General features: G+C 70.6%; 21 protein-coding genes and 1 pseudogene. 9 read left to right on the top strand and 13 right to left on the bottom strand.

Annotation, left to right across the window (positions count from 1 at the left end; translation table 11 throughout):
- Positions 1 to 19 precede the first annotated feature (19 nt).
- Positions 20 to 1,576 carry a TM0106 family RecB-like putative nuclease gene (locus tag KV203_RS00430; protein ID WP_066472286.1) on the bottom strand — a complete coding sequence of 519 codons (1,557 nt, stop codon included), beginning with the start codon at positions 1,574 to 1,576 and terminating at the stop codon, positions 20 to 22.
- A 144-nt stretch (positions 1,577 to 1,720) separates the two neighbouring features.
- Here KV203_RS00430 and KV203_RS00425 point away from each other — a divergent pair, with 144 nt between their 5' ends.
- From KV203_RS00425 to KV203_RS00400, 6 genes are all read left to right on the top strand, one after another.
- Positions 1,721 to 2,383, top strand: coding sequence for a DUF6474 family protein (locus KV203_RS00425; RefSeq protein ID WP_066472022.1), 663 nt, complete (start codon positions 1,721 to 1,723; stop codon positions 2,381 to 2,383).
- 8 nt (positions 2,384 to 2,391) lie between these two features.
- Positions 2,392 to 2,931, top strand: a complete 540-nt coding sequence (locus tag KV203_RS00420) for a hypothetical protein (RefSeq protein ID WP_066472030.1) — start codon at positions 2,392 to 2,394, stop codon at positions 2,929 to 2,931.
- 23 nt (positions 2,932 to 2,954) lie between these two features.
- Entirely contained in the window at positions 2,955 to 3,638 is a 684-nt protein-coding gene (locus KV203_RS00415; RefSeq protein WP_066472033.1) for a YcnI family copper-binding membrane protein, read from the top strand.
- Entirely contained in the window at positions 3,635 to 4,150 is a 516-nt protein-coding gene (locus KV203_RS00410) for a copper resistance CopC family protein (protein WP_066472035.1), read from the top strand. The genes KV203_RS00415 and KV203_RS00410 overlap by 4 nt, the downstream gene beginning before the upstream one ends.
- A 3-nt stretch (positions 4,151 to 4,153) precedes the next feature.
- Positions 4,154 to 5,074, top strand: coding sequence for a copper resistance D family protein (locus KV203_RS00405; RefSeq protein WP_066472037.1), 921 nt, complete (start codon positions 4,154 to 4,156; stop codon positions 5,072 to 5,074).
- An 83-nt stretch (positions 5,075 to 5,157) separates the two neighbouring features.
- Positions 5,158 to 5,625 carry an SRPBCC family protein gene (locus KV203_RS00400; RefSeq protein ID WP_066472039.1) on the top strand — a complete coding sequence of 156 codons (468 nt, stop codon included), beginning with the start codon at positions 5,158 to 5,160 and terminating at the stop codon, positions 5,623 to 5,625.
- Between the two features lie 37 nt (positions 5,626 to 5,662).
- Here KV203_RS00400 and KV203_RS00395 read toward each other — a convergent pair whose 3' ends face one another.
- Entirely contained in the window at positions 5,663 to 7,216 is a 1,554-nt protein-coding gene (locus KV203_RS00395; RefSeq protein WP_066472041.1) for a succinic semialdehyde dehydrogenase, read from the bottom strand.
- Between the two features lie 122 nt (positions 7,217 to 7,338).
- Here KV203_RS00395 and rraA point away from each other — a divergent pair, with 122 nt between their 5' ends.
- The gene (gene rraA, locus KV203_RS00390) at positions 7,339 to 7,824 is read left to right on the top strand and encodes a ribonuclease E activity regulator RraA (RefSeq protein WP_066472289.1); all 486 of its coding nucleotides are present in this window, start codon (positions 7,339 to 7,341) and stop codon (positions 7,822 to 7,824) included.
- Positions 7,825 to 7,865: 41 nt separating this feature from the next.
- Here rraA and KV203_RS00385 read toward each other — a convergent pair whose 3' ends face one another.
- Positions 7,866 to 8,585, bottom strand: a complete 720-nt coding sequence (locus KV203_RS00385; protein WP_066472043.1) for a hypothetical protein — start codon at positions 8,583 to 8,585, stop codon at positions 7,866 to 7,868.
- A 312-nt stretch (positions 8,586 to 8,897) separates the two neighbouring features.
- Entirely contained in the window at positions 8,898 to 9,119 is a 222-nt protein-coding gene (locus KV203_RS00380) for an RNA-binding S4 domain-containing protein (RefSeq protein WP_066472045.1), read from the bottom strand.
- Between KV203_RS00380 and lysX the strand changes: the two genes are divergently transcribed.
- Positions 9,118 to 12,549 carry a bifunctional lysylphosphatidylglycerol synthetase/lysine--tRNA ligase LysX gene (lysX, locus tag KV203_RS00375; protein WP_083530178.1) on the top strand — a complete coding sequence of 1,144 codons (3,432 nt, stop codon included), beginning with the start codon at positions 9,118 to 9,120 and terminating at the stop codon, positions 12,547 to 12,549. The genes KV203_RS00380 and lysX overlap by 2 nt on opposite strands.
- A 118-nt stretch (positions 12,550 to 12,667) precedes the next feature.
- Positions 12,668 to 13,057 carry a hypothetical protein gene (locus KV203_RS00370; protein ID WP_066472053.1) on the top strand — a complete coding sequence of 130 codons (390 nt, stop codon included), beginning with the start codon at positions 12,668 to 12,670 and terminating at the stop codon, positions 13,055 to 13,057.
- Positions 13,058 to 13,087: 30 nt separating this feature from the next.
- Here KV203_RS00370 and KV203_RS00365 read toward each other — a convergent pair whose 3' ends face one another.
- The 9 genes and pseudogenes from KV203_RS00365 to KV203_RS00325 all read right to left on the bottom strand — a co-directional run bounded on the left by KV203_RS00365 (position 13,088) and on the right by KV203_RS00325 (position 22,300).
- On the bottom strand, positions 13,088 to 15,310 hold the full coding sequence (locus KV203_RS00365; RefSeq protein WP_066472056.1) for an MMPL family transporter: 2,223 nt from the start codon (positions 15,308 to 15,310) through the stop codon (positions 13,088 to 13,090).
- A 3-nt stretch (positions 15,311 to 15,313) separates the two neighbouring features.
- Positions 15,314 to 15,505 (bottom strand): hypothetical protein, encoded by a 192-nt coding sequence (locus tag KV203_RS00360; protein ID WP_066472059.1) that lies wholly within the window; start codon positions 15,503 to 15,505, stop codon positions 15,314 to 15,316.
- A 33-nt stretch (positions 15,506 to 15,538) separates the two neighbouring features.
- Positions 15,539 to 16,495 carry an OmpA family protein gene (locus tag KV203_RS00355; RefSeq protein WP_157079855.1) on the bottom strand — a complete coding sequence of 319 codons (957 nt, stop codon included), beginning with the start codon at positions 16,493 to 16,495 and terminating at the stop codon, positions 15,539 to 15,541.
- 124 nt (positions 16,496 to 16,619) lie between these two features.
- Positions 16,620 to 17,522 (bottom strand): cutinase family protein, encoded by a 903-nt coding sequence (locus tag KV203_RS00350; RefSeq protein ID WP_066472062.1) that lies wholly within the window; start codon positions 17,520 to 17,522, stop codon positions 16,620 to 16,622.
- 180 nt (positions 17,523 to 17,702) lie between these two features.
- A pseudogene (locus tag KV203_RS00345) lies at positions 17,703 to 17,963 on the bottom strand (hypothetical protein); the annotation flags it as partial.
- Between the two features lie 220 nt (positions 17,964 to 18,183).
- Complete coding sequence (locus tag KV203_RS00340; protein ID WP_246600368.1) at positions 18,184 to 18,579, bottom strand: holo-ACP synthase; 396 nt, start codon at positions 18,577 to 18,579, stop codon at positions 18,184 to 18,186.
- On the bottom strand, positions 18,569 to 21,043 hold the full coding sequence (locus KV203_RS00335; protein WP_066472066.1) for a glycoside hydrolase family 2 protein: 2,475 nt from the start codon (positions 21,041 to 21,043) through the stop codon (positions 18,569 to 18,571). Before KV203_RS00335 ends, KV203_RS00340 begins: the two co-directional genes overlap by 11 nt.
- Positions 21,040 to 22,038 (bottom strand): DUF1839 family protein, encoded by a 999-nt coding sequence (locus KV203_RS00330; protein WP_066472068.1) that lies wholly within the window; start codon positions 22,036 to 22,038, stop codon positions 21,040 to 21,042. The genes KV203_RS00335 and KV203_RS00330 overlap by 4 nt, the downstream gene beginning before the upstream one ends.
- A 16-nt stretch (positions 22,039 to 22,054) precedes the next feature.
- On the bottom strand, positions 22,055 to 22,300 hold the full coding sequence (locus KV203_RS00325; protein WP_066472071.1) for an acyl carrier protein: 246 nt from the start codon (positions 22,298 to 22,300) through the stop codon (positions 22,055 to 22,057).
- Positions 22,301 to 22,381: the final 81 nt, after the last annotated feature.

The following is a 22,381-nucleotide window of genomic DNA, read 5'->3' as shown; positions in this document are numbered from 1 at the left end:
CCGGTCGATCCCGGAACGCTCAGCTGGGCGGACCCAAGTCACCGGCGAACGGCACGCTGATGTCGGCCTGCTCGCTCATCCACTCCCGCAGACGCCGGGTGGCGCGGACGTCGTCCTCGTTGTACTCGAGCAGCCGGCGCCGCTGGCCGGGGTCGTCCGGGCCGGCGTAGCCGACCGCCGCGCGATACCACTGCATCGACGCCTCACCCCCGGCTTCCGGATCACGCCACGCGAAACCGGCCACCGGCGCGACCTTCTTCAGCCCTTTGCCCTGCGGGCAGATGAACTGGTCGTTGACCGCCTGATACATGTCCACCCAGTCCGGACCGTCGACGAACGCGCGCACCTCCGCCTCGTCCGGCACCCCGGCTCGGCCGGCGAACCGTCGCGCCGAGGCATACATCCAGCGATCCTCTGCGGTGCGTGAGTAACAGTAGGCGGCGAAGGTTCGCCCGGCCGCGTGCGTGCGTTGCCGCACCCCGATCAGCCAGGTCCAGAACTCGGCGAACGAACGTCCCTCGTCGGCGGTCGGCAGCGGATCCCAGGTGACGAAGGGCAGGTAGCGATCCTGATACAGCGCCCCCCAGAGATAGGCGCCGTGCTCCTGGTAACTCTCCAGGTCCACGTCGACCTCGACGTCGGCGCGGTGCACCGCGACCCGTTCCACCCGCCGGATCAGCGGGATACCGGCCAGCCAGGCGCGCGCGGTGACCACCGTCTCGTCGAACGCGCCGTACTGCCAATCCGGCGGCGCCGCACCGGTATAGCGGGCCAGTTCGTCGACGGTGCGCACCTCGACCGCACGCAGCACGTCGGCGCGCGAGCCGGGCGCGACCAGACTCACGTCCCGCAACTCGGTCAGCCGAGCCGAACAGCGCGGCCACCACGAGCAGTCCCGGCACTCCCCCACCCGGGACGGCTCGGTGCGCAGCTGCCCCCGGGCAACCGCAAGCCGGTCGGCCAACCGCCGATCGTATTCCGGTAGCACCGGGGTCAGGTCGTGCACCAGCACGCGATCGGAGCCGTAGCCGATCACTCCGCCGACCGCCGCCGGGCTCGCCAGCCCCTGATCCTGCAACATCCGGTAGACGTGCGACAACCGAAGCTGATCCCGCTGCTGGGGGCGGACCTTGCGGTCGTGATCGGGCTGCGGGTCCCAGTCGAAGACGCTGGAGGTCGACGCGCGGCTCGCCGGCGGCGCCCCGTCCCCGATCGGATCGGTGACCTTGTGATTGACCACGATCACCGGTCGGTAGCCGCCGTGCGCGGTATCGCGCAGCAGCAACTCGGCCCCGCCCCGGCGGCCGGTGGTCGGATCGCTGGGCAGCAGGCCACCCCAGATCCGGTCGGCCCCCGCCGCACAGGCGGCCAGGGTGGCTGCCGCCCGCTGCGCCACCGACAGCTCCGGATCGATCTGCACCAGGTCGGGCGCGGCCGCCGCCAGCCGGGCGCGGACCTGCTCCCGGTAGGCGAGGGCGGCATCGCGGCGCTGCCGGACGCCGAGACTTTCGACCAGTCCCGCCGCAGCCGGATCGAACCGATCGAGGTGCAGCCGGTGGCGACAGCTGCTGAGCATGCGCGCATCGAGCAACACCGCGGGGGCGGATGCGGGTTCGGCGGGCACAGTAGGGAGTATGTCCCGCCGGTCCGACACCGGGACCAGCGCGACCCGATAGGGTGGCGAGCAACCTGCCCGAGCATGGAATGAGAGGCCGGTCCGATGGGGCTGTTCAGCAAGCGCGGACGTCGAGCTCGGCGTAAGGCCGAAGCGAAGGCGCTGGCCCGCCGGGCCGAGGCGGAAGCGAAGATCAGCACGAAGATCGAACGCACTCGGTTGCGGGCCGACCTGAAGTCGCAGAAGAAACGCGACGAGGCGCAAAGCAAGGTGGACGCCGCCCGGCTCGCGAAAGTGAACGCCGAGAAGCAGGTCGCACTGAAGCAGGCGGCCCGCGCCGGCCGCGATCCGCTGAGCGTGAGCCAGGTGCGCAAATACCTGACGATCGCCCGGATGGTCACCCCGGTGTTGGCGCCGATCGCCTACCGCGCCGCCACCTTCGTCCGCGGCCAGGTGGAGGCCAAACGCGCCGAACGACTCGGTGTTCCCGTCGACGAACTCGACCAGTTCACCGGTTCGGGTGCGCGGCTCAGCGCCCGTATCTCCAGCGCGGAGAATTCGCTCGCCGAGATCGAGCGGCGCCACCCCGACGACACCGAGACCACCGACTTCGCCACGGCCACCCGCGCCCGGCTGGTCAATCTGACGACGGCCGTCCAAACCGCCGAACCGATGCCGCTGGCCCGGCGCCGGGCGGCCCATCAGGCGATCTCCACCGAGCTGTCCGGAATCGAGGCCGACCTGCTCGCGCGGCTCGGCCTGCACTGACCGGCCCGGTGTCCGCCGCGAGCAGCGCGGCCCGGTTCCGCGCCGGCGCGGTAGGTGCAACGGGCGCGGCGCTCGCGCTGGCGGCGCATGGTTTCGGGGGCGACGGCCGACCCGACCTGTCCGCGCTCACCTTGCTGGTCGGCCTGGGCGTCGCGATCAGCGCGGCAACGGTGCGCGCGGCCGGCCGGCCGGGTACTGCGGCGGCCCTGATCGGCAGCCAGCTCGGCGGGCACGTGGTGCTGGCCGCGGCCGGTGGCCATGCGCACCCGCTGCACATTCCGCCGGCGATGGTATCGGCCCACCTGATCGCTGCGGTGGCGTGCGGGCTGTTGATCGTCGCCGCCGAGCAGGTGTACGCCGCGCTCGTACGGGTATCGCACATCGTCACGACGACACCGCACGCACCCGCGAGCGAACCCCGGCTGTCGATCGCCGAGCGCCCGTTCCACGTCGGGTCCACCGCCGGTCGCGGCGGCATCTCCGTCCGGGGGCCACCGGCCCGGTCGTGCGGCGGATTCTCCGCCCCGCGTACCGAGCCTGCCTCCTGACGACGAGACCGAAAGTTCCCCTCATGCTGACCAGCTCTCTTCGACGTGCCCTTGTCCCCCTGCCGTTGCTCACCGCCGGCCTGTCGCTGCTCGGCGCGGGCGTCGCCGACGCCCACGTGTCGGTCGATGCGCCCGGCGCCGTTCCCGGTGGCTACACCGTGCTCACCTTCCGGGTGCCGACCGAATCCGACACCGCCAGTACCACCAAAGTCACCGTCCAGTTGCCGGGCTTCGCCTCGGCGCGGACCGAGCCGATGGCCGGTTGGCAGTCGGTGGTGGACAAGGACGGCGACGCCAAGGCCACCGCGGTGACCTGGACCGCCGATCCCGGCGCCGGCGTCGGTGCCGGCCAGTTCCAGCGGTTCGTCCTCTCGGTCGGCCCGCTGCCGGACCAGCCGGCGGTGTCCTTCCCGGCGACCCAGACCTACAGCGACGGCACGGTCGTCGAATGGAACCAGCCGCCGAACCCGGACGGCAGCGAACCCGAGCACCCGGCGCCGGAACTCACGCCGGCAGCGAGCACCACCGGCGGCAGCGACCACCATTCGGTCGCCGCCGCGCCGGCGACCGGGACCGCGGTGGACACCTCGCAAGCAAGCGTCGCCGACGACGACGGCATGGCCCGCTGGCTCGGCGGCGCCGGTCTGGTGCTCGGCACGCTCGGTACCGCGCTCGGACTCGGTTCGGTGCTGCGGCGGCGGGCGTGAGGCGAGCGCGCCTGCTCGTCCCGCTGTTCGCAGCGTTACTCGCCGCGCTCGGCGGGACCGGCACCGCCCAGGCGCATTCCGTGGTGACGGCGAGTACCCCGGCGGACGGCGCGGCGATCAGCGCCGGCCCCCCGGTCGCCACGATCACGTTCGACGAGGCTCTGCAGACCGGCTTCGCCGCCATGACCGTCGTCGGCCCGGACGGCAACCTGTGGTCGCGCGGAGAGCCCCGGGTGCACGCGGCGACGATCGAGGTCGACGTCGGTCCGCTCGGCCCGGTCGGCGGGTACACGATCGCCTACCGGGTGACCTCGGCGGACGGTCACGTGGTGAGCGGGACCCGGGCGTTCACCCTCACCGCGGCCGGTACCGGCACGCCGGGCCCGCCGGCGGACACGGCAGCCGCGGGTTCCGGCTCCGGTGGCCCGCCGCTCTGGCCGTTCCTGGCGATCGCCGTGGTGGTGTTCGCCGGTGCGCTGATCTTCGCGCTACGCCGGCCGAAACGTCGCTGAGCGGTGGAACCACGCCGACGGTTGCTGCTGCTCGTGCCCACCACCGTGCTCGGGGTGGCGCTCGGCTCGGCAATCGTCGGCGACCAGCACCCGTCCGCTGCCGCGGTGCTGCGCGGACTCGCCCTCGGGGCCGCGTCCCTGGTGCTCGGACTGGCGGTGTTGCCGCGCCTGTCCGACGATCCGCGCGGGGCGGCCGGTACGCCCCGGTGGGTCGGGTCGGTCGCCGGGTGGTGGACCGGGATCGAGCTGGCCGGCCTGCTGCTCGGTGCCGCCGACGCCGGCGCGGGACGGCTCGACCGATTGTCCCTGGGTGACTTCGTCGATTACCTGACCCAGGTCAACTCCGGCCGGATCGGCGCGCTCACGGTCACCACGGCAGCGTTGATCACCGGGCTGGCCACGGTCGCCTACCGGCGGGACCGGCCACTTCCGGCCGACCTGGTCGCGGCACTCGCCGGGTTGGCGATCATCGCCCGGCCGGCGACCGGGCACCTGGCTCAGCAATCGTTCGGCGCCGTGCTGGACGCGGTACACGCCCTCGCCGCGGCGATCTGGGTCGGCGGGCTGGCCGCGTTGGCACTGACGGTGCGCACCCGCGGCGGTTGGGCGGCGGCGCTGCCGCGCTACTCGGCGTGGGCGGCGCGCTGCCTGCTGGTGGTCGGCGGCACCGGCGTCCTCGACGCCGGACTACAGCTGCGAACCGTCACGGCGCTGTTCGAGACCGACTACGGCCACCTGATCCTGGCCAAGGCGGCCGGCCTGCTGGTGCTCGCCGGGCTCGGCTGGTGGTGGCGCCGCAGCTGGGTCGGCCCGGCCGCGACACACCGGATGCCGGCCGCGGGATCGGTGCGCCGGGCCACCCTGGAGGTCGCCGTGAGCACGGTGGTGTTCGGTCTGGCCGCGGTTCTGGCTACCGCCGCCTAGCGCGTCCGGCGGCAACCGACTCGAGTAAATCCCGGCTAACCGCTATCGTCGGGTTTACCCCAGCACGGCGAAGGATGGTTGAGATGGTCGACGTACACGTTCCGGACACGATCTACGAGGTTCCGGTGGATATCGCGTTCGACTACCTGAACGACTACAACAGCTTCAAGGAGTTCATGTTCGGGGTCAATCACCTCGAACCGATCAGCGAGAACACCAGCGGGCTCGGCGCCACGTTCGAGGGCGGGATGATGCTCGGCCCGGCGCACCTGAAATCCACCGTGAAGGTGATCGACTGGAAGCAGAACGAGCTCATCTCCATGGAGTCGATCGCGGGTTTCGATTGCACCCTGCAGTTCAGCTTCGCCCCGCTCGGCGAGTCGCGGAGCAAGGTGTCCTCGGAAGTGTCCTACCGACTGCCGGGCGGAATCGCCGGCAAGTTGCTGGGCAAGACGATCCAGCCGTTCGTAGCGATCGCGACCAAGCACTCGGTGGACAACGCCGCCAAGCACGTACCCGCGTACTACGCCCGGCGCCGGAACTCCGCGTAAAAACGCGGTCACCGCGGGTCCGGCGCCGGGCCCGCGGTCACCGCCCGGGCAGGAAGCGGGTCACGTCGATCAGCGGGGTCAACGCGTTCTGCCACCAGCTTTCCGGGATACCGAACGGCGCGTCCAGGCTCAACACCCGCTGGGTCGCGACCGTCTGCGGCTCGGTGTACTTGAGCAGGCCTTCCGCGCCGTGCCGGCGACCCACCCCGGAGGCTCCCATGCCACCCATCGGCGCCGCGGTGCTGCCGAAAGCCGGAGCGTAGCCTTCGTCGACGTTGACCGTGCCGGTGCGCAGCCGGGCGGCGATCTGCTCGCCCTCGGCCTGGCTACCGGCCCAGACACTCGCGTTGAGGCCATACTCGGTGTCGTTGGCCCGGGCCACCGCCTCGTCCACGTCGGCGACCGGGTAGATCGACACCAACGGCCCGAACGTCTCGTCGCGGCAACACACCATCTCCTCGCTCACCCCGGTCAACACGGTCGGCTCGAAGAACCGCGGGCCGAGATCGGGCCGGGGATTGCCGCCGGCGACCACGGTCGCGCCCTTCAGCTTGGCGTCGTCGACGTGGTCGGTCATCGTCTTGACCTGATCGTCGGAGATCAGCGACCCCATCTCGCGGCTGAAGTCATAGGCCGGACCGACCGTCATGGCCTCGACCGCGGCGGCGAACGCCGCGGTGAATTCGGCCGCGACCGAGCGCTCGACGTAGATCCGCTCGATCGAGATACACAACTGCCCGGCGTTGGAGAAGCAGGCCCGCGTCGCGGCCTTGGCGACCTTCTCGAGGTCTGCGCCGGCCGTGACGATCATCGCGTTCTTCCCGCCGAGCTCGGCAGAGAAGCCGATCAGCCGGCGGCCGCACTGCTCGGCCAGCTTGCGCCCGGTCGCGGTGGACCCGGTGAACATCAGGTAATCGCAGTTGTTCACGATCGCGGTGCCGACCACAGAACCGGGCCCGGGTACCACGGCGAAGACATCGCGCGGCAGGCCCGCCTGATACAGCAACTCGGCGTTGGCCAACGAGCAGTAAGGGGTCTGGCTGTCCGGCTTGAGGACCACCGCGTTGCCCGCTATCAGCGCCGGAATCGAATCGCCGATCGAGAGCACCATCGGGTAGTTCCACGGCGCGATCACCCCGACCACGCCCTTGGGCTGATACTGCACGGTGACCTTGGTCAACGCCGGTAACAGGCCGGGCACCTGCCGCGGCTCCAGCAAACCGGCCGCGTGCTTGGCGTAGTACCGGGCGTCGAGCACCAGCCCGACGATCTCCTCCTGTGCCGCGGCGCGCGACTTACCGGTCTCGGCCTGCGCCATATCCATCAGCTCGTCACGATGCGTTAGCACCAGCTCGCGGTACCGCTCGAAGATCGCCGCTCGTTCCTTGACCGGACGCTGCGCCCAGGCGCGCTGGGCCACACGGGCCCGCTCGAACGCGGCGGCGACGTCGTCGGCGTCACCGATCGGGATGGTCGTGAGCTCCCGCCCGGTGAAAACTTCTTCCACCACCCGGGTCGGTCGGGCCGAGATGTCGGTGATGGCGACGAGCGGGCGCAGGCGGTCGAATACGGCGGGGGTGGGCGCGGGCATCGTTGCTCCTGAGACGCTTGGTTACCGATGGGTATCCCGACAACGGTACCTGGTACCGCGAGTACCTGAATGGTTGTCGGGACTCGAACGCCTGCCGCCGACCGGCCGCTAGGGTGACCGACGTGACCGAATCCCGCGCCGTCGACGCCCCCGCAACCGCCGATCTGGCCGACGAGATCGGACCGGAGATCCGCAGCTGCGATACCCAGTTCCGCCAGTTCGGCGGGCGGGCCGCCTTCGCCGGACCGATCACCACGATCCACTGCTTCCAGGACAACCTGCTGGTCAAGCAGACGCTGAGCGAGCCCGGGAACGGTGGTGTGCTGGTCGTGGACGGGGCCGCGAGCGTGCATACCGCGCTGGTCGGTGACCTGATCGCCGGCCGCGGGGTGGCGAACGGCTGGTCCGGCATCGTGGTGAACGGCGCGGTGCGCGACTCGGCGATCCTGGCCACCCTGGATATCGGGATCAAGGCGCTCGGCACCAATCCGCGCAAGAGCAGCCAAACCGGTTCCGGGACCAAGAACGTCCCGGTCAGTTTCGGCGGCATCACCTTCGGCCCGGGCGAGATGCTGTACAGCGACGCGGACGGCATCGTCGTTCGCTGACCGGGTCGTTCGCTGACCGGGTCGTCGCTGAAATCGTTCGCTCAGCTCACGTTCGCCAAGCCGACGGTCGGCAGGAAGAAGCAGGTCTTGTCCCCGTTGCGGACGGTGCCGAAGACCGCGGCCAGCACGGTGCCCGCGCCCGTGTCCACCGGCGCCGCCCGAACCCCACCGAACGGCAGCGCCGCAGCGAAGAAGTTCCGCACCGCTTCCTCCACGATCGGCCGGAGCAGCACCGGCACGTCGGGCGGGATCGCGGCCGAGATGAGCTGCGCGAGCGAACCCATCTGGACGAACCCGCCGCGCAGCGTGCTGACGTTGAACCAGGCCACCTGCATACCGCTGGTGTCCGGACCATCCGGCCCGAGCCCGAGCGGGACGAACGCGAAGACCACCTGCCCGGCCTTGACCGCGACCGGATCCACCCCGGGAATGGTCAGGGTGGGCCACGGCCCGGGCACTGCGCCCGCCACCGCCGGCGCCATCCCGAACGGCGTGCCCGGCACGCATCCCGGAGCAGCCGTCGGATAGAAGAACGGCCTGATCCCGAGCTTCTGCAGCGCGGCGACAGCGGTCTGATACGCGGTGACCAGGTCACCGGCGCTCGCGGTGTCGACCGCCCCGGCCCGCGCGATCGCTTCGGCCGCGGCCGGCGCACTCGGGCCGGCCGCGGCCGAACCGGGACCGGCAAGCGCCATCCCGACGGCCAGCGCGACGCCTGCTGCAGCAACGGCGACACCCGAGCACGCACGATCCTGAGACATCCGCGACTCCCATTTCTTGTGTGACAGGAGTTACGAAGTCTCGGCGCGTGGCGTGGCTATTGCAACGGCGACCGGACCGAGTTATCGAACCGCGATGCGATCGATCCCGGCATGATTACCGGGCGCGGCGGCGGCTCACCGGATAAGTAACAGCATCATCGATAGGCCTACCGCGACGGTCGACAAAATCATCAAAAACATGGCGCTCAAAACGTTCATGGCGCCCCACCCTTTCGACACTAACCCCCAGGTCGGCCGTTTCCCATGGTAAGGCCGCGGCGACGCAGCCGAACTACCCGAGAAATAGGGGCCTCAGCCGGCCGCGACCCGTACCGAGTGGTTTGCCAGCAGGACGACGTCGCCGCCCTGCAGCTGTCGGCCGCGACGGAGTTCGACCTCGTCGTTGACCCGGACCAGACCCGCGGCGATCACGGTTTTCGCCTCCGATCCGCTGGCAACCAGATCGGCGAGCTTGAGGAACTGGGCAAGTTTGATGGTCTTGTCGTCGATCGGCACATCGATGGGTTCGGCCATGGTCCTATCCTCACCTACGACAATCACGGCGCACGCGGACGGGTCGATCATGGTAGCGACGGGGACAGCCCACAAGCAGCGAGAACAACCTATCGCTCGTCCTCGCCGGTGGCTCGCCGAGGTCCCGCATATCGCCGGTCTGGTGGTCGGGATATTCGCCACGCTCTGCTTCGTGTGGAGCATTTCGCCGTTGCTCCGAGTTCTGAGCCGACCGGTCCGCGAGTACCTCGACGCCTACTACGTCGATGCCCCGGATACCAGCCTGGCCTGGGCTTTGGTGCTCGGACTGCTGGCCGCCGCCTTGGCCAGCCGAAAGCGGATCGCGTGGTGGCTGCTGACCGGCTATCTGGTCGGCATCACCGCACTGAACGTCAAGGACGTGCTCGGTAGGCACGACCTGAACGCCGCGGCGGCCGCCGTCGTGCACCTGGCGGTGCTGGCCGTGTTGCTCGCGGCGCACCGGCAGTTCTACACCCGGGTGCGACCCGGTGCGCTGTGGCGGGCGCTCGGCGTGCTGCTGGCCGGCCTGGCGCTCGGCACCCTGCTCGGCTGGGGACTGCTCGAGCTGTTCCCGGGCACGCTGCCGCAGGCACAGCGACCGTTCTGGGCCCTGAATCGGGTCACCGCTCGAGTCTTCGCGGACAACCATCAGTTCGACGGCCACGCGCCGATCTTCGTCAACGCCCTACTCGGCCTGTTCGGCGCGATCGCGCTGCTGGTCGCGGTAATCACCCTGTTCCGGTCACAGCGCGCGGCCAACGCGCTGACCGGGAACGACGAGTCGGCGCTACGGGGACTGTTGCAGCGTTACGGCGGCGACGACTCACTGGGCTATTTCGCGACCCGGCGGGACAAGGCGGTGGTCTTCGCGCCGAGCGGTAAGGCGGCGGTGACCTATCGGGTCGAGGTGGGGGTGTGCCTGGCCAGCGGCGACCCGATCGGCGAACGCGAGGCGTGGCCGCACGCCATCGCAGCCTGGCTCGAGCTCGCCGATCGGTACGGGTGGGCGCCGGCGGTGATGGGCGCTGGTGAACTGGGCGCGACCGCATACCGGCGCGCCGGGTTGTCGGTGCTGCAGCTCGGCGACGAGGCGATCTTGTATCCCGACTCGTTCCGGCTGACCGGGCCGGAGATGAAACCGGTCCGGCAAGCGGCCAACCGGCTGGCCCGGCAGGGCGTCACGGTGCGCATCCGACGACACCGCGACATCGACCCGGACGAGATGAAGCAGGTGATCGCCCGCGCCGATCGCTGGCGGGACACCGAGACCGAACGCGGATTCTCGATGGCGTTGGGCCGGCTGGGTGACCCGTTGGACGGCGACTGCCTGTTGGTCGAGGCGCTGGCGCCGAACAACACGGCGGCGCTGGCGCCGAACAACACCGCGGCGCTGGCGCCGAACAACACCGAGGCGCCGGCGGCGGGCGAGCAGCAGGCCGTGCTCGGCATGTTGTCGCTGGTGCCGTGGGGCACCAACGGGGTTTCGCTGGACCTGATGCGCCGGGACCCACGCGGCCCGAACGGCGTGATGGAGCTGATGATCTCCGACCTCGCCCGAACTGCCGATCGCCACGGGATCACCAAGATCTCGTTGAACTTCGCGGTGTTCCGGTCGGCGTTCGAGGAGGGCGGCCGGATCGGTGCCGGACCGATCCTGCGGCTCTGGCGCGGGGTGTTGCTGTTCTTCTCCCGCTGGTGGCAGCTCGAAGCGCTGTATCGATCCAACGTCAAGTATCGACCCGACTGGGTTCCGCGCTACCTGTGCTTCCCGGACAACCGCGAGCTACCCCGGGTCGGCATCGCGGGCGCGCTGGCCGAGGGATTTCTGCCGCATCTGGGGGGCGAACAGACCACCCGGCATACCGGCACACACGACGCGGCGCCGGCCACGTTGACCGGGCTGCACGCCGACGGGAGCGCCCCCGGATCGGCCGAGTCGACGGCGCTGCCGACCCCGGCGGCCCGGCCGGCCCGGGTCCACCGGCCGGAACAGGTGCGGGTCCGGATGGCCAAACTGGACCGGCTGGCCGCGTCCGGCGTCGATCCGTACCCGACGGCACAGCCACCGACGCACACCGTGGCAGCGGCTCGGGCCTGCCCGCTCGGGACCCCGATCCGGATAGCCGGCCGGCTGCTGCGGATTCGGGACTACGGCGGCGTCACCTTCGCGGTGGTGCGCGACTGGTCCGGCGATCTGCAGCTGCTGATCGACCGGGCCCGGGTCGGCGCCGAGTCCGCCGCCACGTTCACCGCGGATTTCGATCTGGGCGATCTGATCGAGGTATCCGGCGTCCTCGGCCACAGTCGTTCCGGAGAACTGTCGCTGCTGGCCGATGCCTGGCGGATGACCGGGAAGTGCCTGCACCCGTTGCCCGAAAAATGGAAGGGACTGCAAGATCCGGAGGCCCGGGTCCGACAACGCTACGTCGACCTGGCGATCAACCCGGAGATCCGGGAGATCCTGGTCAAGCGCAGCGCGGTCACCCGGTCGTTGCGCACCACGTTGACCGGGTGGGGGTATCTGGAAGTGGAAACGCCGATCCTGCAACGGGTGCACGGCGGCGCCAACGCCAAGCCGTTCACCACCCACATCAACGCCTACGACCTGGACCTCTATCTCCGGATCGCGCCCGAGCTGTACCTCAAGCGGCTGTGCGTCGGCGGGGTGGAGAAGGTGTTCGAGCTGGGGCGCACCTTTCGCAACGAAGGCGTAGACCAGTCGCACAACCCCGAGTTCACCATTCTGGAGGCGTACGAGGCGCACGCCGACTATCTGCGGATGCTGACCTGCTGCCGGGAACTGATCCAGGCGGCCGCGGTCGCGGCGAACGGCAGGTGTATCGCGCTGCGCCCCGGCCCGGACGGCGGCCTGATCCCGGTGGACATCTCCGGCGAGTGGCCGGTACGCACCATGCACGCCGCGATCTCGGCGGCGCTGGGCACCGAAGTCACCCCGGATACTCCGCTCGCCGAGCTGCGCCGGCTCTGCGACGACGCCGCGATCACCTACCAGAGCACCTGGGACGCCGGGCACGTCGCGCTGGAGATGTACGAGCATCTGGTCGAGGCGCATACCGAGGAACCCACCTTCTACACCGACTTTCCGGTGTCGGTGTCACCGCTGACCCGCAGCCACCGTTCGGTCCCCGGGGTGACCGAGCGGTGGGACCTGGTCGCGTGGGGCACCGAACTGGCCACCGCCTACAGCGAGCTGACCGACCCGATCGAGCAGCGTCGGCGGCTGACCGCACAGTCGTTGCTCGCCGCCGGCGGGGATGCCGAGGCGATGGAGCTCGACGAGGAGTTCCTGACCGCGTTGGAACACGCGATGCCGCCGACCGGTGGGCTCGGCATGGGCGTCGATCGGATCGTGATGCTGCTCACCGGTCGCGGAATTCGGGAGACCCTGCCGTTCCCGCTCGTCCGGTAGGACCGCAGCGACACACGGCGAACTCCCGGGGAGCTGGCACCGGCGCTCGAGCCGGGCCGGGTGGACTGGGGCCTGGCCGCGGACGAACGCCACGGCCGACCCATCGGAAGGAAGCACTGTGTACCGCACGATTCGCTCACCCCGCACGATCCCGTCCGCGAACCGTGGCGCCGGCCGGTCCCGGCGCCGCGCGACGACCCGGGTGGCGGTCACCGGCATGCTAGCCGTGCTGCCGCTCACCGCGGTGTCTCTCACCACGCTGGCGACTCCGGCATCGGCCGATCCGGTCGACGATGCGCCGACCGCGGTGGCCGGTCCCTGGCAGCCCGGTCCCTGGGAGCCCGGCCACGATCGGGACGGTCGCGACCAGGACCGACATCGGGGACCGGACGGTCGGCCGACACCGCCCCCGCCGCCACCCGCAACCGCGCAAGAGACGACCACCACCACCGTCTACCAGGAGATCCAGAACATCCTGGGCGGGGTGAACCTGTTCGGCAGCAGCTGATCCCCGGCGGCCGCCGGTCGGTGCGCTGGGCTACCCGCGCACCGCCTCGGGGACCGTCGACGTCGGATCGGTGGCAGTCCGACCGGTGGGGGTCGGCTCGATCGAGTCGCGATGCACCGCGTCCAACGACGGCAGGCGGCGCAACCAGGACGGCCAGTACCAGTTGGCCCGGCCGAGGATCTCCATGGTCGCCGGCACCAACAGCATCCGCACCACCGTTGCGTCCACGAAGACCGCGGTCGCCAGACCGAGACCCATCGCCTTGAGGCCGCGATCGTCGAAGAACACGAAACTCGCGAACACACAGACCATGATCGCGGCGGCGGCGGTGATCACCCGGGCGGTCGCGGCCAGGCCTTCGGTGACCGATCCGGTGGCGTCGCCGGTGGTCAGGAAGCGTTCCCGAATCCGGGAGACCAGGAAGATCTCGTAGTCCATGGACAAGCCGAACGCGACCGCGAACAGCACGACCGGAACCCACGCCTCGGTGGGACCGACCTTGCCCACGCCGATCAGCGACATCCCCCAACCCCACTGGAACACCGCCACGATCACCCCGAACGCGGCGCCGAGCGACAGCAGGTTCATCGCGATCGCCTTCACCGGGATCACCACCGACCGGAAGGCGAGCGCGAGCAACAGGAAGGAGAAGATCAGCACGACGGCGACCATGAGCGGCAACCGATCGAGGGTCAGTTCGGCGTAGTCCTCGCCGCCGACCGCGGCCCCGGTGACTTGGACCGGCAGTGTGGAACGAGGGATCACGGTGTCGCGCAGCTCGTGCACCAGCGTGGTGGTACCCGTATCCTGCGGGCCGGTGGTCGGCGTGACGCTGAGCATCGCCACCGGCCGGCCGTCGACCTGACCGATCGGGATCGGCGGGCTCACCGACGCGACGCCGGGCGTGGCGGCGATCTGCCCGCCGAGTGCCCCGAGTTCGGCCAGTCCGCTCGCCTGATCGCCGGGCAGCTCGGTGACCAGGATTAACGGGCCGTTGGAACCCGGGCCGAACCCCCGCGCGAGCTCGTCGTAGGCAATTCGGGTGGTGTCGGTGGTCGGCCGGTTGCCGGCGTCGCCGAAGCCGAGCCGCAGGTCGAACGCGGGGATCGCCAGGATCAGCAGCACGGCCAGCGCCACGACCACCCCGGCCCACGGATGCCGCTGCACCCAGCCGCTCCAACGGCGCGCCCAGCGTCCGTCGGCGGCGGGGGTATCGGCGCGCCGCCACGGCATGCGTAGCCGGTCGACCCGGGTGCCGATCGTCGCCAACAGCGCGGGCAGCAGGGTCAGCGCGGCGAGCAGCACGGCCAGCACGCCGGCACAGCCGGCAATGGTCATCGTCGGACCGGTCGCCCCACCCTGGATCATCAGGCCGGCGATCGCGATCGACACCGTGACACCGGCGAACGCGACCGACCGGCCGGCCGTATCCATCGCCCGGAGCACCGCCTGGTCGACCGGCAAGCTGTCGGCGAGCGCAGTACGGAATCGGGTCAGGATCAGCAGTGCGTAATCGATCCCGACACCGATGCCGAGCATCACGGTGAGCGAGACCGCGAAGCCCGGGGTATCGATCACGTTCTGCAGCAGCATCACCGTGACCGCGCCGATCCCCACCCCGGCCAGCGCGGTGAGCAGCGGAAGGCCGGCGGCGACCAGCGAACCGAACGCGACCAGCAAGATGATCAATGCGAGGGTGAGCCCGATCGCCTCGCCGATCCCGGGGGGCGCCTGATCGGCGAACCAGTCGCCGGCGAAGTCGACTCGGGCGCCGGGCGCACTGAACGATGCCGCCGCGTCCTTGATCTGCGATACCCGTTCGTTGCGCACCGTGTCGGACTCGCTGGGCAGGGTGAGCGTGGTGTATCCGACCGTGCCGTCCGGCGAGATCGCCACGTCACTCGGATTTCCCGGGGTGTACAGGTCCAGCATGCCGGTCGCCGGGTCGAGCGCGGTGATCCGGTCGCGCAGCGCTGCCACCTGCGCGCGAACCGCCGGGTTGCGTACCCCGTCCGGCACGGACGGGTCGGTGGCGACGACGACGCGTGCGTTGTCGGCCACCGAGCCCCCACCGGCCGCGTTGAACAGCGCCAGCGCGCGGCCGGACTCGGTGCGTTGATCGTCGGCGAAGTTGGTCACCGAGGGGCCGGCGAAGGCGCCGGCCAGCAGACCGGCGACGATCAGCGCGAGCAGCCAGGTGAGCAGCACGAGACGGCGGCGCCGGACACAGAACTCAGCGAGGCGGAGGAACACCGCTCACCTCTCGCCGTCGCGGTCGGCGGTCGGAACCGGGGTCGGCCCATCCGATCCGGAACCGCCCGGCCCGGTCGCCGACGCCGCCGCGAGTTGCCGCTGGGTCAGCGTGCGCGCGGTGAAGAGCCCGGTTGCCACCCCGAGCAGGAAGGCGACCAACAGCCAGATCCAGGTCTGCACGAACAGGTAGAACACGGTGAGCCTCGCTCGGTTGGGGTGGACGCGTGTCTATCGAACAGTGAATCGCACCGGATCGCCACCTGGCGCCTGCTCGATCCGTTCGGTCGGTATCCCCGCCTCCACCAGCAGGTCGCGGATGGTGAGGGTGCGGTCGCCGGTACCGGCCAACTCCAGCCGGGTCTGCGGCGCGGTCTTCAGCAGCTCGGCGATCTGCCCGACGGTAGCGCCGGCCGCGGGCGTGAGGGTCGCGGTGTGCACCTCGAACGCTACCGAGCGGACCGCGATCGCGGCATCGACCTGCTGCTGGACCGCGCCCGGGGCCACCACCGCGCCCGGCTGCTGCATGACCAGCTCGTTCCGGACGACCGAGCCGGGGGCGGCGACTCGTACCCGCTGATCGGCGGCAACTTTTTCCAGTTCGGTGGGCACGGCACCGGTCAACGTCACGGTGAGCCCGTCGAGCACGACCCCGACGCCCGGTGCGACCGCCGCGCCGACCACATCCACGGCCGACATCGGCGGCCAGCCCCCGCCGTCGGCCGTGCCGACCGAGAGGTTGTCGAGGATCTTGCGGCCGGACGCTTGCTTGCCGGCCGCCTCCAGCACTCGGTCTGCCGTGGCCTGGTCCACCACACTGCCCCGTAGATCCACCTCTTCACCTTGGACGGTCACCCCGAAGGGGCCGGGGATCCCGTCGACCGGCTCCGCCTCCGCCCGGTACACCCGCACCCCACGCACCCCGTACATCTGCCGGAGCGCGTCGACGGCAACCAGGTCCTGGCCGGTCGGGATGTCGTAGAGGGTGGCATCGCGGCCGGTGAACCGGACCTGCGCCTCCGGCACGCCGGCCTGATACAGCGCGCGGTCGGCGCGGACCGTGAGATCGTGTTGCATGCGGTCGCGCACGCCGGCCGGGGTCAGCGTGATCAGGATCGTGATCGCGAGCGACGTGACGAATCCGACGACCACGACCGGTGTCCACGGCGAGCGACGCCAATCGCCCATCCGGTTCCGAAGGGCCTCTGCGCTGCCGGCCATCACTCCCCCAACGGCTCCACCACCGAGTCGGGCCCATCAGCGACCGTCGCCGCGACGACCGACCGCCACATTCGTCAATATAGCGCGGCGGTCACGACAACCCACTCAACCAACTGTGCAGCCACGCTGTCGCATAGTCGTAGTCGGCATGTACCCCGGATCGGTAGAACGCCGCCAGTTTCTCGGCGCGCTCTTCGTTCGCCTGGTCGGTGAGCTGGCTCTGCAGCTGCGGTACACCGCCCGCATGGACCAGGTCCCGCACGATCACCCCTGCCTCCTGCTGATATCGACCGGCGTTGGCCGGGTTCAGGTCCGACGACTGCGCGACGAACCCGGCGAACCGGGTGACGAAGTCGTCGTCGGCCGTGGAGCAGTAGAGATCGCCCGATGCGCAGAACGTCCGGAGAGCCGGCGTCACGAAGCCGAAACCACCCGGCCGCGGGCCACTCGCGCCCTGCCCCCCGACCTGCGGTCCGATCAGCGTGTCACCGGCCGACCGGCGCGGGTCGGAGATCAGCCCGACCGCGACCAGCCGGGCCGGCGCCACCACCCCCAGTCCGGTGCCGATCTCCGCGGCCAGGTCACCGGCCGCGTCGGCGCCCTGGCTGTAGCCGATCAAGCCGATCCGGGTCTCCGGGCACTGCTGGGCCACCGCGCCGATCATCGCCCGCGCGTGGTCGACCGCCTCCTGCTTGGACTTGGCGTACACGTCGGTTTCCCAGGGGAACGCGGTTGCGGCGTACGGGACGAACTCGGTCCGGATACTCGACGGCAGTCCGTTCACCGCCGGCGCCAGCAGACCGGAGCGGCCGAGGGCTTCCGAGGTGTCCCAGGTGCCGGGGATCGCGGCGACATAGAACGCCGGACAGCCGGGATCGGCCTGTGCCGGACCCACCCCGATGCCGATCACACCGGCCGCTGCGGCGGTCACCACAGTCACGGTCCCGATGACCGAACGTAGGCCGATAGCCGAACGTAGCCATTTTGCTCGCATGTCGATTCGCTCCAGCTTCTCGCGCCCGCCGGGGCGCGGTCTTTCGAGGAATGAGATCACGCATGGGTATCCGATAGATGTACGCGGGATGGCGAAACGTTACCGCGGCGCGGTGTGTCGTTGCCATGTCCGGTTCACCTGCGGAGTTACCTTGTCGCGAACTCGGCCACCAGGTCTCGATCAGGAGACGAGCGCGCGGATGTCGTCCGCGTCCAGCGCCGAGCCGAAGGTATTTCCGGCGTTCATCACCCCGTCGAACAACTCGGCTTTGCGGCCGGCCAGCGCCAGCACCTTCTCCTCGATCGTGTCCTTGGCGATCACCCGGTACACCACCACGTTGCGGGTCTGGCCGATCCGGGGGGTGCGGTCCACGGCCTGTGCCTCGGCGGCCGGATTCCACCACGGATCGAGCAGAAAGCAGTAGTCGGCCTCGGTCAGGCCGCTGCACCTCCGCGGCCCGGTTGCGGGTGGCACCGTCCAGATGGCAGTAGTCCGGACCGGCGTCGTCCAGCCGCGCCCGAACGTAGGCCAGAAACCCGCAGGTGCAGTCGCCACAGCACAGCAGCCGGTCGCGGTCCGGCTCGAAGTGCGTTAATGCTCCCCTCGGCCCTACCGGATAACGGAGAACACCGTATCCGGCAGCACCGACACGAGGTGCCGGCTACTCGGCGACCACCACCGCCATGGCGTGGCAGTCGGTGTGCGAGAGCGACACACCGAACTCGGTGTAGCCGCGTTCGGCCGCGCGAGCGCGTATGGTCCCGTGCAGCTCCAGCCGGGGTACCGGAGCGTCGGAAACCACTTCGATCTCGCGCAGCGGGGTGGCGTCGTCGACGATCTGCAAGGCCTTGATCACCGACTCCTTCGCCGCGAAGCGCGCAGCGAGCCGCGCGACCCGATCGACGCCGGTGCAGGCGGCGATCTCCCGATCGGTGAAGATCCGGGTCAGGTACCGATCGCCGAACGCGGCCAGCGCGTCGGCGACCTCGGTCAGCGCGACCAGGTCGCAACCGACCGCACGCGCTCGGCGCACCGGCATACCCAATTCATCCGACATCTGCGGTGTCCGATACAGCAGTGTCCGATACGGCGGTGAGCAGCGCCGGATCGAGGGCATCGATCGACTCCACCCGGCCACGCGGCGCAGCCGCCGGATCGGCACCCGGGTCCGGCCGTAACTCGACCCGATACGGCGCGCCGGCGGGCAGGTCGAACCAGTTGTCCGCGGCCGTCCACCCCGGCGCATCGATCCCGACGTACCGCACTGCAGCGGCCGCCGTCACGGTGACGTACCAGGTCTGCCCGACCCGGGCGGCGGTCGCCGTCAGCCCGGCCGCGACCGGCGCTGCGACCGGTGCCAACACCCGGGCATCCCGCGCCGGCCCCGCACCGTCCGGCCCGTGGAGCACGACCACGACGCCGGTCGCCAGCGGTGGGCCGAACCGGTAGGCGTGCGTGAGGTCGGCGAACCCGCCGGTCAGGTCGCTGTCGTGCCAACTCCGCGACGAGTGCGCGGCAACGATCACGTCGAGTTCCCCGTCGGCAACCGGGTGCCCGTGCGCGTCGGTAGCGCGCAGGACGAGCGTGCCGAGCACCGGGTCCGGGGTGTCGTTGTGCAGGTCGATCCGGAGCCCGGCCAGCCCGGCGTCGGTGACCGTCAGGCCGATCGGGGCCCACCGCCGCGACAGCACGGCCAAGGGGAGCTTGGCCGCGCCGTCGCTGTCCAGCAGACCCCAGCCCGGTCCCGGGGCCAGGTCGGCGGAGCCGAGCACCAGTCCGCCCCGACAGCCGGAGTCCGGCCGCCGCCAGAACGCGAAGCAGGCGGCCATCGCCTCGGCTACCGCGAGCCGGCCCAGTTGCAGATATCGGTGCGGGTCGATCCGGCGGACCGCGGCCGGCTCGATTCCGAAGATCTCCCGCACATAGTGGTCCCGCACATCTTCGAAATCCCAGGCGGCAGTGCGGTCCCGGGGTACCCCCGCCTTCCAGTCCGGATGATGCCCGGCCTTGGCGGCGGTACCGAAATGTCGCTCCACAGCCGCCGGCTCGGGCGGAATCGCGAACGCCAGCGCCTCGGCCGCGAATCGAACGCCGGCGACCTGCACGTCGGCGGTCGGGCGCAGATAGCCGCCCACGCCGAACCAGTGTGATACCCCAACGTCGGGCCGAACGGCGAGCTGCCCGCCCGGCGACGACGGACTGGACGTCACATAGGGCACGTCGGCGTGCGTGGCGATCAGCGCCGGGAGCTGTTCGGTGAGCAACGGCAGCTGCCGACCCGACGCCGGCACGCCGAGCAGCTCGGGCTGCTGCTCGGTCTCGCTGCCGCCACTGACCACCGCGAGCGCCGGGTTCCCGGACAGCTCGTCGAGCAGCTGCTGCAGCTCCCGACAGATCAGCTCACCGATCTCCGCCGGCGGGTCGAACGTGGCTTGCATGGCGTCCTGCCAGACCAGGAGGCCGAGCTCGGCGCAGTACCGATAGAACTCGGGCTGCTCGTAGACCAACCCGCCGACGCAGCGGACCATGGTCGCGCCAGCGGCGGCGAACGCGGCCAGCCGGGCGCGCAGCAGCTCCGGTTCGGCGGTCAGCGCCACCGGATCGGGCGGAAACCAGGCCACCCCACGCGCGAACACCGGCACCCCGTTGACCGCCAGCCCGAATCCGCCGTTCGCGCGGTCGGCGACGATCGTGCGGAAGCCGAAGATCCGGTCGGCGAGCACCTGGTCGCCGACGCGCAGCACCAATCGGTAGCAAACCTGGCGACCATATCCGTTCGGATACCACAGCTGCGGCTGCGGTACCTGCACCGTTTCGGCGAAAAACGATTCCGGCACCGGTATTTCGCGGTCGACGAGCACGGTGTCGGTGCCGTCGCGCAGCTGCAGCCGGATCGGACCGGTCGCCGCGACCAGGCGGCCCGCCACCCGGACCGCACCGGTGGCCGGGTCCGGTTCGAGCCGCAGTCCCGCGATCGCCGCCGAGCGCAGCAGCATCGGCCGCCAGGCACCCACCGGGGCCGGAATCCGGCCACCACCGTAGGCCGGCGCGCGGCCCAACAGCGTGCTCCGCGACCAGCGCAACCCTTGCGCCGTGACGAGTGTCGCGCGCCAGCGACCGCGCGGTCGCCGGGTGCGCAACCACCGGTGCAGGGAACCGAACCGCAGGCACACCTCGGTGCGGCCGGCCGGCACCGCAACCGTGAGCGGCAGGAACATCGACTCCGCAGCGGCCACCGGCGCCCGGTCGACGAACACCGTCGCGGGCACGGTCAGCCCGGCGAACTCCAGCCGGGCCGGCGCGGGCAGGTCCAGCGTCGTGCGCAGCCACCAGTCGTAGGCGTCGACATCGGTCGGCACCGGCTCGTGCGCGCCGGCCAGCATGGCTGCCACGGTCGACGCCGGACCGGGCACGACGATCCCGGCCGACCAGGCCGCCTCGAGCTCGTCCGGCGTACCGAACTCGTCCGGCCCGGTCTGCACCACGGTCCACCCGACCGGAACCACCGGGACCGCGGTCATGCAGGGGGCAACGCGCGATCGAGGATGTCGAGCGCCTGCTCCCACGCCGTACTCATCGCGGCGAGCGGCCCGGTCACGTCGACCGCGCGACCGCGCGCCGCCCGGGCCATCTTGAACTGCACCGTCTTGGCTCCGGCGGCGACGGCCCGAAACGGGTCCACCGCGGCTGCTGCGGCCGGAACGCCGGTGCGCCACAGATAGCCGGCCAGATCGGCGGCGACCTCGGCGCACGAGCCCGCCTGCCGCAGGGTCGCGAACGCCCAGAGGTGGAAGGTCGCGATGCCGGCGTCGGCCAGCCAGGTCGTGGCGTCGACAACGCTGTCGGCGAACGCCGCCATCGGATTTCCCGCCGGCCGCCGGTCCAGCTGGGCCCGGCAGATCGCCCGGACCACCGCCGGATCGACCGGACCGTCCGGCCGGACCCGCCGAATCTGCTCCACGTAGGGCGCCGGCACCCACGCCGGCTCCGCCGACAGCCCGAAGACGCCGGCGAAATCGTCGCCGGACAGCTCGAACACCCCGGCGTTGTGGATGTAGGTCATCCGGGTCGCCGAACGGTCCAGCTGCAGCGGCACGATCGTCGTCTTGACATGACCGGCCCGGTAGTCGGTGCCCTCGGTGTCGGGTAACCACCAGCTGTCCACCTCGACGGTGTGCAGTAACCCGCGCCGGAACCCACTCTCCAGCGTCTCGCACACCGGCCGCCACAACGTCACCTCGGCGACCGCCAGCCCGTAGATGTCACGCAGCTCGGCCGGGTCCGGTTTGAGGAAGGTCCACTGCTCGCCGTCGTGGTCGGCCGACAGCGCGGCCGCGCAGGCCGGCGCCGGGTCGTGCCCGAGCACGTTCAGCAGCTCGATCCACAGATCCAGATAGCAGTTCGTCTCCCGCCAGATCCGATCCTCGGCGTGTGCCGCAGCCGGCCGGTAGTCGACCGGATCGACGGCCGGACTGAGGGTGTCGGCCGAGCCGGCGAGCGTCACGAGCTCACCCACCGGTCGGCGAACCGGCTCAGGCCGCCTCGTCGAGGAGGCCGGAAACGACGCCGGCGAGGCTGGCGATCGAGGCGAAGGTAGCCTTTTTCAAGGCCTCGTCGGGGAATTCGATGTCGAACTCGTCTTCGCAGGCGAGCATCACGTTGACGCTGGCATGCGAAGTCAGCCCGGCGGCGAAGAGGTCGTCGTCGGCGGCGAGGGTCGCGACATCGACGGCAAGCTTGCCGTGCGCGGTCAAGATGTCCCGAATTTGCTTGTCCATGGGCGGCTTCGGTGTCCTTGTCGGTTCACGGAGGGACGATTGGCTGAGCACCTCGACGGGCGGCACCGACCAGCGGCATCG

It is taken from the genome of Skermania piniformis (genome assembly GCF_019285775.1).
Lineage (GTDB): Bacteria > Actinomycetota > Actinomycetes > Mycobacteriales > Mycobacteriaceae > Skermania > Skermania pinensis.
Note: the sequence above shows the minus strand (reverse complement) of the source record. Positions and strands in the feature narration are given on the sequence as shown.